We start from the raw sequence: 15,701 nt of genomic DNA, 5'->3' as shown, positions 1-15,701 counted from the left end.
TCTAAAATCCAAAATGGTATAAGTTATCTTGTTGGTAAATTTGCTTGTTCGGCTGCGCGAATAGATTTGACAACAGCTTGAGCAGCGCGATCGCCCATAAGTTTCTCTTGGTCGTATCCTAGTAATAATTCCCACGCATCATGGGGATATTGCTCGGCTAAAGCTAAAGCTACACTCTCTAACATCCATTGACCGTGGCGTTCATCTTCGCGGATGTGCAGTTCCCAATAACCCATTGCTGCATCTGACAGTTGTAGTCTTTGTGCTGCTGCTAAATAATTTCTGTAAGCTGCTGGCCCTGCTACTTCAAAATAAGTTAATGCGCCACTGTAACGGAGGAAATATCGTTTGCGTTCGGTGGTTAAAAAGTTTTGATTCGCGCAAGCTAAAACTTCCCAAGGTACTAAATCAAAGTAACCTTCTGGTTCGGTGTTCATCTCAAACTCGGCTAACATTTGAGCAAAAAATGTTGAGTGCTTGCGAGATAAGCGCCCGTTACCGTACTCTTCTAAAAATACCCGCACCAAAGTACATTGCACCTCGTTGGCTGTACCGCCTAAAATCCGCGATAAACGACTACCTTCTACTAAACCATCAAATGAAGCGATCGCCAGCAAATGACGATAGCCAATTTCACTCATTTGTTCGCGGATGTAGCGGCTTTCTGGTGATAGTGGCGGATTTAAATCTGCGGTGGCGCGTTCTATTAATGCTTGTTTGACATCTAATGTTTGTAATGCTGGTACATCAATTTGCGCTAATTCCCAAGCTTGCCAAGCAAGTTCAATTTGATGACGACAACAACTTAAATAAAGCGATCGCTCATTTGTATAGTGGCGTAAATCGTCGTACCAAAATAACTTTAGGCGATTAATCCAATATAAAATTCGTTGCAAAAATAAATGAGCGTCATTATCTACGCTGCTATTTTGATAGGCTGCTACAATTGCCGCAAAGAGTGTTTGTTCAAATTCTCTAACTTGCGTTGCTAACTGATGTAGTTGATTGTCTAAATTTTCTATTGCTAGTAATTCTAAAAATAACTGTTCAGCTTGGCGATAATTATTAGCTGTATTTACTTCACCATCGAATTTAGGTAATCTCAATAAATTGCTTTGCATGGAATCTTAGATAACTTTACTCAAGAGTGAAAATACTTCCCTCTCTAATATCTAAAGTTCCACACTTCAGCTTTATTAACCTCTTTCGTGAGTTATAAACAAATATTAACTCTAGAGACACAGAATTACAGTAAGAGATAGATAACAGATAACAGATTACAAATTCGGCAAATGAACACACACACTTGCACGGGTGAGGTATATCTGTGGGTAGGTATTTTCTGAGAACATTTTTTCTATATTCAGCTTTATATCTAGCCACTGCTTATACCACAACTCCCCAGCAAAATCATGTTAATACTGGTGCTAATCCGGGAACGTCAACTAATAGCCCAATTCCGACTAATACACGGTAATTCGTAATTAACGGGACTTAAATTTAAGTAAACAGGTGTTAAACTTACCCTTTCTATTTTGGGTGTTTAGTAGTAAATTAACACCTATAATTTTTTAGCTAACACTTATTAGCTTCCTATGAATAAATTTATTTTTATTTATTCATAGGATTTTTAAATCGACTAGTTGCCAAGATTAACTTAGTTTTTGTACAGTGATGATAGCTGTACCTCTACTATTAATCCTATAACGTCGAAGAGGTGTATTATCTCTATTGCTAGAATCTCTATCAAAGCTGCCTGAATCGACGTTGTTTCCAAGATTAGCTAAATCATCATCATTTACGTCGCCTGATTGACCACCAGATAGAAACTGTTGTTGCTCATTAGATAGCTCTAAAAGCAAATCATTTGCTATTGTTTGAGTTTGCATAATTCTTAACCTCACTTACGTATATAGGTTGATAAAACCTATGTTTTTATTTTTAATCTTTTGAAGAATTTTAAAATTATTCTTTAGTGATAATTTATTATTTTAAATATCTTTCTCTAGGAATATGAATTAAAAATTAGAAACTTTATTTAAATTATTGCTGTTTTTAAATTACCTATTATTAATTGACAATTGATAACTGTTTTATTCAAGGCAGGACTTACGCACCAAGATTGTTTATTAAGATTGGGCATAAGGGTGTAAGGGTTTTTGGCATAAGGGTTTTAGATACATACACCCCCATACCCCTGTCTCACAAGTGTAGGTTTTTAACAGAGTGATGAGTAGCGACTCTAAAAATCACGATTTAATCAGAGTTTCATCACCCTCACACCCTTACACCCTAAATCAAGGTTTTTGGGGCAGAACGTAAAAAACCTACACCTGTCAGATACCCCTGTACCCTTGCCAAAACCCTTGATTTTTCGTTTTTATGCGTAAGTCTTACAAGGTTTAAGACCTCTCCTTTTAAGGAGAAAAAATAAAAAGCTCTGGATTTTCCAATCCTTTTTGTCAAGTTAAAAATTGGATCTAGCTACAAGATATAGACAATCTTTGTGCATCAGTCCTGCTACGTTGATAAAACTCTCATCTTGGTGTTTCATCTGGGGAATTGAACTGTTCCGGTGGTAGGTGTTCTAGGGGAATTAAGGTTTCCATGACTGATTTGACAATTGGTGCAGCAACAGTAGAACCATAGGCATTTTCACCCTTCGGCTCATCAACAATTGCCAAAATTACATAGCGGGGAGATTCCACAGGCAAAACGGCGACAAAGCTGGTGATTCTTGCACCAGGGATATAGCCACCATTCGGACTAGCTTTTTGGGCTGTACCTGTTTTACCACCAATGCGATATCCAGCAATTTTAGAAGGTCTACCAGTACCTTCAGAAACAACTGTTTCCATCATTTCCACAACTTGCTGAGTAGTTTTCGCAGAAAAAATTTGCCTTGGTGTGGGAAGTGTGGGTGAATAGTGCATTTTGCCACTGCTATCAACTAGTCCGCGAACTACATGGGGTGTGACTAATTTACCGCCATTGGCTAAAGCGCCGTGCAGTTGTACTAGTTGGAGGGGGGTGAGTGAAAAACCTTGTCCGAAAGATGCGGTTGCTGGTTCAATGGGTGAAGAAATAAATCTTGGTTGAGTTTTCAGCGAACCGCTAACTCCAAAAGGCAAATCAGTTTCTAATGGTTGCCCTAAGCCTAGACGTTCTAACCAGGTGTAGTAGATTGAGGGGCGCATTTTTTGGATGATTTGCACCATCCCGATGTTGCTGGAATTTTGCAGAATTTGAGCAATATTAATGCGCCCATAAGCATTGTTTTGAGCATTTTTAATTACACGGTCAGCGACTCTAATCGACCCTGGGTCATTAAAAGTATCATTGGGTTGAATCACACCATTTTCTAATGCGATCGCTACATTTAATGGTTTAAATGTTGACCCTGGTTCGTAAAGATCCGCTACCGTCCAGTTTTTAAATAAATCAATCTTCGCTTTACCATAGTCATTCGGGTCATAAGTAGGCTGCGACACCAGTGCAAGTAAAGAACCATCTAACGCATCCATCACAATCACAGCCCCACGTTTAGCGCGGAATTTTTCTACCTGGGCTTTCAGCGCCAAGCGAGCCGCCCTTTGTAAGCGTGTATCAATTGTGAGTTGCAATTTCAAGTCATCCGCATGGAGAAAACCTTCTGGCGCTTCATCTGGCTTTAATTCCCCTCTCCCAGACTGCATTAACCGTACCTTCTGCACAGAACGTTCTAGCAGTTTTTCTTGACTATACTCCACACCAGCTTGACCACGACGCTCTAAATCTACGTAACCCACCACATCAGATGTAATATCGGCTTGCGGATATAAGCGTGAGTATTTGGGAATAAATTCTAAGCCATTTAAGCGCAGAGCAATCACGCGATCGGCAATTTCTTCAGGTAGCGCCGGCATCAAAATAATCCCACTTTTGCGACTTTGAAAAGTTTTCACTAATTCCGCCACATCTTTATCAATGATTGGGGCTATTTTTTGGGCAACATCTTCATTAGACTTATCAAACAGTTTGGGATGGGCATAAACAGTATAGACAGGGCGGTCAACTGCCAAAACATTATTATTGCGATCGATTACCAAACGACGCGGCATAAACGAACGCAAACTCACCATTTGTTGATTGCGTGCCTTCTGCGTGAGTTTTTTGCCTTGGAGAATTTGTAAATTATATAAGTTAAAAGCTAAACCTAATGCTGAGAATATTAAAATAGCCCAAACAATTAACAGCCTGACCTTACTGCTTTGTACTGGTTCTGGGGTTTTGGGTGTGAGTTTCTCCAGCCACTTTTGTCGAGAAACTTTCTGCCGCTTTGTCACGGCTGGATTGCGAGAATTTCTAAATTTTAATCTACTGGATGACTTTTGCATCGGCTTCGTCCTTTGTTATTTGTCATTTGTCTTTGAGAAATGACCAATGACTATTGCCTTTAATATCCCAATGGTGAAGAAGTTGGCTGTTGTGTGGGAGAATTTGGTTTGGTATTTGATGGCGCAGAATTAGCCGTATCAGATGCTGAGGGTAAGAAAATTGTTTTATCTGGCGTGGGTGATACTAATCCCGCACTTGGCTTTTCTGCTTCTTCCGCCATTTTGTTTTTTAACATAGCGTTGGTTGTGGTTAATTGACGCTCGTTGCGTTGGAGATTTTGCAAGCGGCGGAACTCTTGATTCCACTGTTCTTGAGAATAAACTGTCCAACCATAAACGACTAGCGCCACTGCAACTAATAAAAACGTCACCACAGACGAGTAACGATGAACAGTGTACAACCGCACCAACCAACTTGGTAAAACTTCCGCCGTCGGCACATGAGAGACTTTGGATGCAGTTAATTCTGGTGAGTTTTTGGTTGTCGGAGTTGATAAACTTTTGGCAGTCTGTCGCCGACGCTTCGGCGATACCACGGGAGATTGCCCTGAAAGTGGAGATGCACTGCTGATGACTGAACCCCGAACGGGGGAGCGCCTTTGTGGCACAGTTGGTTTAGAATTGCGCCCAAACCAAGTATTAGTTGTAGACACAGCCGATTTACGAACAGCAGCCATAAAATTTTCCGGGATAGCAAATACTGTATTTTAGTCTGTTTATTTAATTTTGCTCAGGTTAGAACAGCCTTTTTTGGGATTTGAATGAGTATAGCGTTAACTGTAGACCATGTTTAAATGTTTTTGAGATATGGCAATCCTTGGAGAGTTGCACAACAATTTGCTGTTGTCTGTCTCCATCAGTAGTTAGTCAATCAAATAGATATCATCAAAGATTCCCTAGTGGACACTTGACATTTTAAGTAGTGCATCGCAGTATGGCAATACAAGACAAAAAACAAGCAACTATCTGCGATCGCCTACTAATCAATTTGATATTGTCATCAGTCTGGGGCATCATCACTCAAATACTAATAATCAGCCTTTAGCCAGGTTTTAAATATCTCCTACACGAGTAATTCAACAATTCGCAATAAATAGGTTATCGTAGTCAAAAGGCACAAACATTTGATTGCCAGAATTGGTGAAAGAGGAGTTATGAAAACAAAAATCTTTGGTTTAGCTCTCATTTTAAGTTTGGCGGGAGTTTTAGGAGCTTGTGAAAGTGGTGGTGATAAATCTACTCCGACAAGCTCACCAGCCGCTACAGGTGAACCCTCCGATACTGGGACTAGTACTCCTACTGCGTCACCCACTGCTACTGCGTCACCCACCGCTACTACATCTCCTGCTGGTGCTAGTACAGCTTCTCCTACCCCTACTACAACACCTTAGTTCTTTACCTGAAGTTTTGTTCTCAGACAAGCACTTGGTCTTGCAGTTTAAAAAATTGCTTGAGTGCTTGGGTAGCAAAAGAGAATCAGAGTATTCTTCAGAAAGTGACTACCCAACTCAAGCTCAATTTATACATCTTTAGTTAAGCTAAAGCAACAGTCAATGGACACTGGTAATGTTGGTCAATGCCACAACCAAGTGTCCATTTTAGATTTTTGGCTCAATCAGTATGACTTAAAGGTGATGCGATGGGGAAAAAACAATCTCACAAGCCAATCATATTGGGGCTACTAAGTTTTGTCTCTAGTGTGGGTGTATGGTTAATTAGCCATTGGGGATCAGCAGTGATGGCTTTACCACCCCCAGAAGACATCCCAGAAGAAATTTTACGCACAGAAATAATTATAGATGCGCGATCGCCCATTGATGGCAAACCCATCAGTGCTGCTGAGTATGCAGAAATACAAGCACAACTCCAAAAAGTTCCGCCACCAAAATTAACCACCAGTCTGCGGCAAACAGTCTTTCTACTGCGGATACGTAATGCTTTGCTTCAGTTATTCCCTTTTTTAGATTTGTAGTTACTTGCTATCTAAATAGTATACAAACTTGATATTCTAATACTGTTGATTATACCGATACCATGAGCTTGTACTAGCGATCGCCCCATTACAGGAGATGGCAATATTACTGCATAAAACTTTGACGAGTGACTGAATTCTTATATAGATCACAAACTAACTTGAAGGGGAAACCTAAAAACTTTACAGATTCGGGTATTAGATGAGGTGCATAGTATGGATATTGTGTTTCTGACTAAATTATTAGCTCCCTGTTTACCTTACTTGCTGAAATTAGGCGGGATAGCAGCCGAAAAAACCGCAGAAAAAGCCGCAGAGAATATTGCTCCCGATATCTGGGAAAAAGCCAAGAAAGTTTGGTCGAAACTCGGCGCAAAGGTTGAATCTAAAGAGGAATTAAAGGTAGCAGCCGAGCAAGTAGCAGCAAAACCTGAAAGTTCAGCCCGTCAAGCTGTATTTCAAGAAGAACTAGAAATATTACTGCAAGAAAACCCAGATTTAGCAGAAGAGATTGCCAAACTTTTACAAGAAGAACAGTCAGCCGCAGCAGGTGTTCAAATCAATCAAACTGTCACCAGTAACGAAGGACAGGTAATTGGACAAATGACCAATAGCAAGGCAATTGGCAGAATTGACGGCAATATTCAAGGCGGAGTGAATTTTTAACCAAAAATAAATTAAGTGCGATCGCACTATGGAAAATCATTCAGATAGTAACGGAGTTTCCTTCTCTAACTCAACTAATCAGATTCAGCAGGATATTGGCAGTAATTCTGGACAAGTATTAGGTCAGATGATTGGTGGGATGGCTATCGGTCAACTCACAGTTTATCTTTCGCAAGTCCGAACTGAGTTAGAAACTCCTCAACCGCCAGCAAACAAACTCAGTGCAAATCCCTATCAAGGCTTGTTGGCATTTCGGGAAACAGATGGCGATCGCTTTTTTGGACGAGACAAGCACATTGAGCAACTATGGCAGAAATTTCGTCTTCTCCATGAAAAAGATTCTACGGTGCGGGTGCTACCTATATATGGCCCATCAGGTTCAGGAAAATCTTCACTAGCAAGGGCTGGGCTAATCCCCAAATTAGGAGCTAAACCCTTACTAGGAAGAGATCAGGCGCGATTGGTAGTACTCGTACCAGGAACTCACCCCCTTGAGTCTCTCGCCACTATGTTGGCGCGGATTGTGACTAATGATTCTACCCCAGTTAGCAAGACGCGGGAGTTTACCCAAGAACTCACCCAGCAAAACAATCATCAAGAATATGATGGCTTGCGGCGCATTGCTGATGTCTTTCCTGATATTGCTTTTTCTCCCTTAATTGTGTTAGTCGATCAGTTTGAGGAAGTTTACACGCTTTGTAAAAATCAAGCCGAACGCAACGCTTTTGTCGGAAACTTGCTGTGTGCAGCAGCAGACCTTTCAAAACGAGTATCTGTAATTTTGACCTTGCGGAGTGACTTTTTAGGCGAAACCCAACAACACCCACGTTTAAACAAACTCTTCTCTGAGCAAGGGTTTCTCGTGCCAACTATGCAGCCAGAAGATTTAGAAGCGGCTATTGCTCAACCAGCCGCACAAGCTGGATATCCGTTAAACAGTGCGGTTGTCAAACTTCTAGTAGAACAAACCCAAGGACGAGAAGCTTTACCTTTATTACAATTTGCCCTGACGCGGATTTGGGAAGGCTTGCCAAACATTGATCCAGCCGAAACTCTAGAAAATCTTGGTGGTGTAGGTGGCGCACTGGCTGGAGAAGCACAACGCCTGTATAAATCTTTGAATGCAGAAGAACAAGCGATCTCTCGACGCATTTTTCTCGCATTGGTAGAACTAGGGGAAGGTACAAAAAACACCCGTCGCCGTGCTGCTTTGTCAGAACTGATTGCTGATGAAAAAGAAGCCACAACTGTCCGAGCTATTATTAATCGTTTTGCTGCCCCTGGAGTCCGTTTCTTAGCCACCTTCTCAGATGAACAGTCTCGTGAAAAAATGATTGAAGTTGCCCACGAAGCTTTGATTAATAATTGGAAAGAACTGCAAGCATGGTTAAATGAATCTGAAGAAAATCTTCGTAAGAAACGTAAAATTGAGCAAGCTGCGGCAGAATGGGTAAAATCCCCAGAATATGTTCTTTACGGTCGTTCTCTACGCGATGCGAAAGAGTTTATGCAAGCCCAAAAAGATGATCGGGAAACTGCGCTCTCCAGTTTAGCAAAGGAATTTGTTATGGCAAGTTTGCGGAAGCAGAGAGGCGATCGTTGGAAAAATACTGGATTTTTTATCGCTCTTCCATTAATAGGAACACTGATAATTTTGCATTCTCTGATTATCTATAGAGCAGAACAAATACTCAATAGCCAGGGGTGCAAGCCTAATTCTCAGATTCAGTCTCTGGTTCAGTATATGTGGTGGACAGGTTCTAAGGACAACTTACAAAAAAGAAATTTTTGTGGGGAAAATCTGAATGGAGTTTATCTTCCAGGTGCCGATCTTTCTGATTCTAACTTACAGAATGTACGTCTTAATAATGCTAACCTTCAGGGAACTTTTCTGCTAAAAAGTCAGTTACAAGATGCTTGGCTTGTGCAGGCTAATCTCCAAGGTAGCGTTATGAAATCTGCACAACTTCAAAATTCTCACCTTTTAGGCACTGATCTTTCTGGAGCTAATCTTTCTGGAGCTAATCTTTCTGGAGCTGATCTTTCTGGAGCTGATTTCAAAAATACCACTCTGACAGATGCTGATTTTAGATATAGTAAAGGGCTTACTCAAGAACAAATCAGTCATGCTAAGGTGATTTGTCGAACTAAACTGCCTAATAATATTTCTATAAATCTCATCCCTGAGAAAATAAATCAAAAATGTGCATATTAATTATTCTCTAACCAAGGGGAAATATTGCTATTGCGTTTCTTAGTTTACTGAGGTAGAAACTTAATTTGTTTACATCTGCGTTCATCCACGTTTATCTGCGGTTAATTATTCTTGCTTGTACCTCACTAGAGTGAGAAACGCTATAATATTATTTATTATTTCCAGCATTTTTTAACTGGATTATATTGATCGTATGTGTAAGTATTGCCATTGTCGGTACATTCTACAGTAGTTTTCCCATTATCATAAAAATATTTACATCTTTTATTTCCTTGATGATCGCAAAGCCTAATTCCTGGATCATCAAACATTCCAAATTTGTCTTCATAAATCTCATCTCTACTAGTACTCTCAAAATTACTAATATCAGAAACACATTCTGACAAAGCCTTTATAGCCGCATCTCTAACAACATCATCATTACTCTGCAAAGCTTCAGTTAAAACTTGAATTGCAGTTTCTTGATATTTACCAAACTTGATTAAACCTTGGGCTACAGAGATATGTTTGGCATCTATTTTAGAAACATCCAATATTTTCTGCACTTCTATTACTTGACCTCTGATGTTTTTTGCTTCTGTCTTCCAGCAATCATCTAAAGATTTTCGTAGAGAAGAAGTTAATTTTGCTTTTACTGAACGAGGCACAAAATTTATTTCGCTAATTCTTATTTCAACATCTTCAATCTCATGATTTTTAATTGCTCTTTCTAAAACCTGCTCAATTTCCCATAATATTTCATCTAGTTTTGCTTTGAGTTTAGGAAAATCCGAGGACATTGTTCTGCTCCTTGTGATTGTGGGAATATTTCGCCAGTTTTCTATTTCTGAATTCTGAGGATTGACCAACGGTAATGCAGTGTCATACAAGCTCATCTTTAGGACTGTATTTTTCACTGCTTCTATTGCCCCATCAGCATTAGCTAATCCGTAACCTGTGGCTAAGTCTGGGCCTGCACGCGCCCGATACCCTCCCGTTCTTTGATGACCAGCACCTTCCACAACATCGCGGGCTGTGTGCTGTAGAATCTCCTTGACTTTGGCTGGAGATAATCCCGAATCAAGCTGTTTCATCAAGGCACAAACACCAGCTAACTGCGGTGCTGCGGCGGAAGTACCGCTAAATGCAGCCCAGCCATCACTAGATTTAGTTTCATCACCAACTAAAGAAAGCACCTGATCTTTCTCACTACCAGGAGGAACAGGCAACATAATATAGGCTCCATAGGGATGCTGCCCAACCAACCCACATACATCTGGAACTCTGCGCCCTGGATAAATTGGACTGATAAAACTGCTGGCGTAATTGCTTGCTTCTAACTTCCCTTGCAACAGTCCATCTAGATGTAGATAAACACCGCCTGCTGCAATCACATCTGGGTGCTGAGATGGAAAGCTCCATTGACCATTTCCCGCCGCAAAAATGACGATAATTCCGCGATGCACGGCATCGGCAATGGCAACGGCTAAGGCTTGATTAAAGGGAGAAAATTGGCGATTTTTTAAATCACAGCCCCAACTGCAAGTAATAATATCTGGTCGTAGGGCAACAGCTTTTTTAAAAGCTGCAACGGCGTTGACGTTCTTGTACTTACCTGGGTCTGTGAGAACATCGGCTTTCACCATCGTCAACTCAACATCAGGAGCTACAGCCAGTAGATTGGCTGATTCTCCAGTGCCATGACCATTCTCGTCTGTCAAAGGATCTGATGAACCGGGCGCAAGAACAACATTTACTTTGTAGTTATATTTACTAAAAAATGAATGACAAAACCACCCGGTATCAAGCATGACTACCTTGACACCGCTACCTGTAATGCCTTGTTGATGAGCTAAAGTGGCATTTAATCCTTCAGCGATGTCTTCTGGTACATGTAAATACTTTGTTGCTGTTTCTGGTGGAGACTCCGCAGGCGTTGAGGGGCGAAAGTAAAAAGCCGGTTCATTGATGGCAATTCCGTCTAACAGAGCATGGAAAATAGTTTGTGATGTATCAATTTCACCAAAGGGTTTGTCATCTCTGGCATTAATAAATGTCGCTGTGGTTTCTCCAATTACCTCTTTGATGACGGGAATTTCCACTGTCTCTAGAGTTGTCTGGAGCGATCGCTCATAAACTTCGGCATCAGCAGCTATACTAATTGATGTTTTGCCTACATCTAAAATCTCAAATCCTGCTGCCCGTAAGCGTTGCACTGCTGCATTGAGTTGGTTTGGTTCCGCATAAAATTGAGCCACGTTCTCACTAGTGACACGGCTCGAAGAGTGTAACAAAGATTCCCCACTGATTGAACGAACAATCGCTTCAGCGTAGATTTTTGACGGTAGTTGTACCTGCTGTCCTTTGCTCATTACATACACTTACTCGTAAGTAGCGGTGTAATCAATATATTACAGATATTTGCCCAACATTTGTGAGTAAATACAGTCTAATGACCATTAATTTACGTAAATAATCATCATTACTGCTACTTTTTCTATCTTGTTGCTAAAAACCCTAGTTCTCGGCACAAAATATCAAAATCTCCACCTTGCAACTTCCCCTAGCTCAACAGATATTTTCTGGGGCTGAACCTGCTCACCCCTTATCCCCTATGTCCCCATCTGATGTACGATAACGGTGGCAATAAATTGCAAATAAATGTAAAGAATAGATTATAGATATTAAAAAAGCCAGTTTAGTTAATCACTTTATTCAACATAGGTAGCTTCATGTCCATAGCCACGATCGCTCAGGAACAGGTTAACCGTATAGTTTGGAACCAGCATCACGATCCGTTTGAAATACTTGGTTCTCATGCAGTAGAACAAAATGGCAAACAAGTTTGGGCTGTACGTGCTTATCTACCAAATGCCAGCGCAGCCTGGGTAGTTGTTCCCCAAGAACGCCAAGAATACCCAATGCAACCCGTACATCATCCCCATTTTTTTGAATGTACGATTGAAACTCCAGAACTTGCCAACTACCAGTTACGCATTCAAGAAGGAGAGCATGAGCGAGTTACTTATGATCCTTACGCTTTCCGTTCTCCGCGCCTAACAGACTTTGACTTGCATTTATTTGCCGAAGGCAACCATCATCGAATTTACGAAAAACTCGGAGCGCACACCACCGAAATCGATGGAGTCAAGGGTGTTTATTTTGCGGTTTGGGCTCCCAATGCGCGTAACGTGTCTTTACTGGGAGATTTCAATCTGTGGGACGGACGCAAACATCAAATGCGTAAAGGCATCACAGGGGTTTGGGAATTATTCATTCCCGAAATCGGGGTAGGGGAACATTACAAATATGAAATCAAAAATATAGAAGGACACATTTACGAAAAATCTGACCCCTTTGCTTTTCAGCAAGAACCCCGGCCAAAAACAGCTTCTATTGTCACTAACTTAAATTCCTATCAATGGAATGACGAAGACTGGATAGAAAAGCGTCGTCACACTGATCCCTTGACTCAACCTGTTTCCGTTTATGAAGTCCACTTGGGTTCTTGGCTACATGCTTCCAGTGCCGAGCCGCCTAAATTACCCAATGGTGAAACTGAGCCTGTAGTTATTGTTTCGGAATTAAAACCGGGTGCGCGATTTTTAACTTACCGAGAATTGGCAGACCGCTTGATTCCCTACGTCAAAGATTTAGGCTATACCCATGTAGAACTATTACCCATTGCCGAGCATCCTTTTGATGGGTCTTGGGGTTATCAAGTTACTGGCTATTATGCACCTACTTCCCGGTTTGGCACTCCCGAAGATTTTATGTATTTTGTTGACCAATGTCATCAAAATGGCATTGGCGTAATTGTCGATTGGGTTCCTGGCCACTTCCCCAAAGATGGACATGGTTTAGCTTTCTTTGATGGTACTCACTTATACGAACACGCCGACCCCCGCAAAGGTGAACATAAAGAATGGGGTACGCTGGTATTTAATTACAACCGCAACGAAGTTAGAAATTTCTTAGCGGCAAATGCCCTATTTTGGTTCGACAAATATCACATCGATGGCATTCGTGTAGATGCTGTAGCTTCGATGTTATATCTTGACTATTGCCGTAAAGAAGGTGAGTGGGTCACTAATCAATACGGTGGTCGAGAAAACCTAGAAGCGGCCGATTTCTTACGTCAAGTAAATCACCTGATTTTTAGTTATTTTCCCGGTGTGCTTTCCATTGCGGAAGAATCAACCTCGTGGCCGATGGTGTCTTGGCCAACCTACACAGGTGGTTTAGGCTTTAACTTAAAGTGGAACATGGGTTGGATGCACGATATGTTGGATTACTTCAGCATGGACCCTTGGTTCCGCCAATTCCACCAAAATAACATCACCTTTAGTATGTGGTACAACCACAGCGAAAATTTTATGCTGGCGTTGTCTCACGATGAAGTGGTGCATGGTAAGAGCAACATGATTGGTAAAATGCCTGGTGATCGATGGCAGAAAATGGCGAATGTGCGTTGTTTATTTACCTATATGTTTGCTCACCCAGGCAAGAAAACCATGTTTATGAGCATGGAATTTGGACAATGGAGTGAGTGGAATGTTTGGGCTGATTTGGAATGGCAATTATTACAGTTTGAGCCACACCAACAATTAAAACAATTCTTTAAGGAACTCAACGAACTTTACCGTTCTGAACCATCTTTATACACCTTAGATTTTGCCAGAGAAGGATTTGACTGGATTGATTGTAGCGACAACCGTCACAGTGTAGTTTCCTTTATCCGCCGTGACAAAGATTCTGACAACTTTATTGTGGTGATTTGTAACTTCACACCCCAACCCCATTCTCATTACCGCATCGGTGTGCCAGAAAAAGGATTTTATACTGAGTTGTTTAATAGTGATGCCCGTCAGTATGGCGGTAGCAATATGGGCAACTTAGGCGGTAAGTGGACAGATGATTGGTCAATGCACAATCGTCCTTATTCTTTAGATTTGTGTTTACCACCTTTGGGTGTGTTGATGTTCAAGTTAGATAAGGAAAAAACGGCGGCGGCTTTAGGTGCTTAATTTTGTCGGTGGTTAAAGTTTCAACTGTTTGATTTCACAGATTGTCAGTTTGGACTGGGTGCAAGGGTCTGACAGGTGTAGGTTTTTACGTTCTGCCCCAAAAACCTTGATTTAGGGTGTAGGGGTGTATGTATCAACAACCCTTACACCCTAGACCCTTTTACCCCTTCACCCAATCTCTACGGAGAATCTTTGGGGGTAAGTCCTGGGATGACTTGTATTCAGATAGAGGAATAGTTTGAGATGTCATGGATAATACCATTTTGGATTTTAGATTTTGCGAAAAGTTGCGTGGGCGGGTTCCCCGACTTGAGCAAACTTTTCAAGACAGATTTTGGATTGGGTAAGGGTTGATCGGTAAGCTTTTGAGCCATCAATCTGTCGCAATCATTTTTTAATTTGGTATAAGTTAAATACTTCAAAGCGATCGCTCTGAGATTTAGTATCATCTCGCAAGCTAAAATCCTCTATGAGATAATCTGCTAACTTCAGAGGGGAATATATGCCAGTCAAAAAAGGAGACATTGTTCGCGCTATCCGTGAAAAGCTAGAAAACAGCGTTGAAGCCACAGCCAGTGATACTCGTTTTCCAGCTTACTTGTTTGAGACTCAAGGTGAAATTGTGGATATTAAAGGTGATTATGCCTTTGTGAAATTCGGACAAGTCCCAACACCAAATATTTGGTTACGCTTAGACCAATTAGAACAATTTAAGTAAGCATTATAAAAGGTGGGTAATGCCCACCTTTTAATTTACTCACCAGCTTTTGATCAGCTTTAAATATCCAAGAATATGGACGATAAATTTATGCTAACTGCTTTAGCTCAAAGCAAAAAAGCTTTACCAGAATGCTTACCTAACCCACCAGTAGGTTGTGTAATTGTCCATTCTAGCGAGATAGTAGCAGTAGGATATACACGTTCGCCTGGAAAACATCATGCTGAAGCTGATGCACTAACCCATATTCAAGGTCAAGATTTGCACTTTTTACAAATGTACGTTACTCTTGAGCCTTGTTCGTTTCAGGGACGCACACCCTCTTGTGCTTTGGCGATCGCTAAAGATCCGCGTATTCAGAAAATATATGTCTCGATAGTTGATCCAGATCCTCGCAATAACGGTAAAGGACTAGATATTCTCAAAGAAGCAGGGAAAGAAGTTCATGTCGGGTTATGTGCCGATGAAGTGAATGCTTTTCTTCAAAAATATTTATTAAAACGCGATGTGCGACTTATTCTTGAAACCCCTCTCCAAACCTCTCCCCGACGCGGAGAGAGGCTTTGAATCTTGCCCCCCCTTCCCTGTCTGCGACACGCTGCGCGAACGTAGGGAAGCCAAGGTTTGGGCAAGAGTTTATGGGGGTTGAAGACTTTATGTGTTCTAAGCCATTACCCCATTCTTAAAAGACAAACTTTATGCGTAAGGATTGGTGAGTAAAGTATAAAATTGCGTTCTCCAAGCTTTC

The 15,701-nt window shown here is 41.1% G+C and carries 12 protein-coding genes; 7 read left to right on the top strand and 5 right to left on the bottom strand.

What is annotated here, in order from left to right; translation table 11 throughout:
* Positions 1 to 23: 23 nt before the first annotated feature.
* The 4 genes from H6G79_RS28565 to H6G79_RS28550 all read right to left on the bottom strand — a co-directional run bounded on the left by H6G79_RS28565 (position 24) and on the right by H6G79_RS28550 (position 5,053).
* Positions 24 to 1,121 carry an iron-containing redox enzyme family protein gene (locus H6G79_RS28565; protein ID WP_190593300.1) on the bottom strand — a complete coding sequence of 366 codons (1,098 nt, stop codon included), beginning with the start codon at positions 1,119 to 1,121 and terminating at the stop codon, positions 24 to 26.
* A gap of 531 nt (positions 1,122 to 1,652) precedes the next feature.
* Positions 1,653 to 1,889: a hypothetical protein gene (locus H6G79_RS28560; RefSeq protein WP_190593301.1), complete on the bottom strand. Its 237-nt coding sequence runs from the start codon at positions 1,887 to 1,889 to the stop codon at positions 1,653 to 1,655.
* Positions 1,890 to 2,537: 648 nt separating this feature from the next.
* Positions 2,538 to 4,376 carry a penicillin-binding protein 2 gene (locus tag H6G79_RS28555; RefSeq protein WP_190593302.1) on the bottom strand — a complete coding sequence of 613 codons (1,839 nt, stop codon included), beginning with the start codon at positions 4,374 to 4,376 and terminating at the stop codon, positions 2,538 to 2,540.
* 59 nt (positions 4,377 to 4,435) lie between these two features.
* Entirely contained in the window at positions 4,436 to 5,053 is a 618-nt protein-coding gene (locus H6G79_RS28550; protein ID WP_190593303.1) for a hypothetical protein, read from the bottom strand.
* Positions 5,054 to 5,530: 477 nt separating this feature from the next.
* On the opposite strand from H6G79_RS28550, the gene H6G79_RS28545 reads away from it, so the two are divergent.
* The 4 genes from H6G79_RS28545 to H6G79_RS28530 all read left to right on the top strand — a co-directional run bounded on the left by H6G79_RS28545 (position 5,531) and on the right by H6G79_RS28530 (position 9,229).
* Entirely contained in the window at positions 5,531 to 5,767 is a 237-nt protein-coding gene (locus H6G79_RS28545) for a hypothetical protein (protein ID WP_190593304.1), read from the top strand.
* Positions 5,768 to 6,015: 248 nt separating this feature from the next.
* Positions 6,016 to 6,348, top strand: a complete 333-nt coding sequence (locus H6G79_RS28540) for a hypothetical protein (protein ID WP_190593305.1) — start codon at positions 6,016 to 6,018, stop codon at positions 6,346 to 6,348.
* Positions 6,349 to 6,564: 216 nt separating this feature from the next.
* Positions 6,565 to 7,014 (top strand): hypothetical protein, encoded by a 450-nt coding sequence (locus H6G79_RS28535; RefSeq protein ID WP_190593306.1) that lies wholly within the window; start codon positions 6,565 to 6,567, stop codon positions 7,012 to 7,014.
* 28 nt (positions 7,015 to 7,042) lie between these two features.
* A complete protein-coding gene (locus tag H6G79_RS28530; protein ID WP_190593307.1) occupies positions 7,043 to 9,229 on the top strand; it encodes a pentapeptide repeat-containing protein in 2,187 nt (728 codons plus the stop codon).
* 155 nt (positions 9,230 to 9,384) lie between these two features.
* Here H6G79_RS28530 and H6G79_RS28525 read toward each other — a convergent pair whose 3' ends face one another.
* Positions 9,385 to 11,580 (bottom strand): S8 family serine peptidase, encoded by a 2,196-nt coding sequence (locus H6G79_RS28525; RefSeq protein WP_190593308.1) that lies wholly within the window; start codon positions 11,578 to 11,580, stop codon positions 9,385 to 9,387.
* A 360-nt stretch (positions 11,581 to 11,940) separates the two neighbouring features.
* Here H6G79_RS28525 and glgB point away from each other — a divergent pair, with 360 nt between their 5' ends.
* The 3 genes from glgB to H6G79_RS28510 all read left to right on the top strand — a co-directional run bounded on the left by glgB (position 11,941) and on the right by H6G79_RS28510 (position 15,520).
* On the top strand, positions 11,941 to 14,235 hold the full coding sequence (glgB, locus tag H6G79_RS28520) for a 1,4-alpha-glucan branching enzyme (RefSeq protein ID WP_190593309.1): 2,295 nt from the start codon (positions 11,941 to 11,943) through the stop codon (positions 14,233 to 14,235).
* Positions 14,236 to 14,737: 502 nt separating this feature from the next.
* Entirely contained in the window at positions 14,738 to 14,953 is a 216-nt protein-coding gene (locus tag H6G79_RS28515; protein WP_190593310.1) for an NAD(P)H-quinone oxidoreductase subunit O, read from the top strand.
* 75 nt (positions 14,954 to 15,028) lie between these two features.
* On the top strand, positions 15,029 to 15,520 hold the full coding sequence (locus H6G79_RS28510; protein WP_190593311.1) for a deaminase: 492 nt from the start codon (positions 15,029 to 15,031) through the stop codon (positions 15,518 to 15,520).
* The last annotated feature ends 181 nt before the right edge of the window (positions 15,521 to 15,701 follow it).

It is taken from the genome of Anabaena sp. FACHB-83, from assembly GCF_014697485.1.
GTDB lineage: Bacteria > Cyanobacteriota > Cyanobacteriia > Cyanobacteriales > Nostocaceae > Nostoc_B.
This window is presented reverse-complemented; position numbering and strand designations above follow the sequence as displayed.

Coding starts and splice junctions, on each gene's coding strand:
- H6G79_RS28565 (WP_190593300.1), bottom strand. CDS start 1,121: ATGCAAAGCAATTTATTGAGATTACCTAAATTCGATGGTGAAGTAAAT.
- H6G79_RS28560 (WP_190593301.1), bottom strand. CDS start 1,889: ATGCAAACTCAAACAATAGCAAATGATTTGCTTTTAGAGCTATCTAAT.
- H6G79_RS28555 (WP_190593302.1), bottom strand. CDS start 4,376: ATGCAAAAGTCATCCAGTAGATTAAAATTTAGAAATTCTCGCAATCCA.
- H6G79_RS28550 (WP_190593303.1), bottom strand. CDS start 5,053: ATGGCTGCTGTTCGTAAATCGGCTGTGTCTACAACTAATACTTGGTTT.
- H6G79_RS28545 (WP_190593304.1), top strand. CDS start 5,531: ATGAAAACAAAAATCTTTGGTTTAGCTCTCATTTTAAGTTTGGCGGGA.
- H6G79_RS28540 (WP_190593305.1), top strand. CDS start 6,016: ATGGGGAAAAAACAATCTCACAAGCCAATCATATTGGGGCTACTAAGT.
- H6G79_RS28535 (WP_190593306.1), top strand. CDS start 6,565: ATGGATATTGTGTTTCTGACTAAATTATTAGCTCCCTGTTTACCTTAC.
- H6G79_RS28530 (WP_190593307.1), top strand. CDS start 7,043: ATGGAAAATCATTCAGATAGTAACGGAGTTTCCTTCTCTAACTCAACT.
- H6G79_RS28525 (WP_190593308.1), bottom strand. CDS start 11,580: ATGAGCAAAGGACAGCAGGTACAACTACCGTCAAAAATCTACGCTGAA.
- glgB (WP_190593309.1), top strand. CDS start 11,941: ATGTCCATAGCCACGATCGCTCAGGAACAGGTTAACCGTATAGTTTGG.
- H6G79_RS28515 (WP_190593310.1), top strand. CDS start 14,738: ATGCCAGTCAAAAAAGGAGACATTGTTCGCGCTATCCGTGAAAAGCTA.
- H6G79_RS28510 (WP_190593311.1), top strand. CDS start 15,029: ATGGACGATAAATTTATGCTAACTGCTTTAGCTCAAAGCAAAAAAGCT.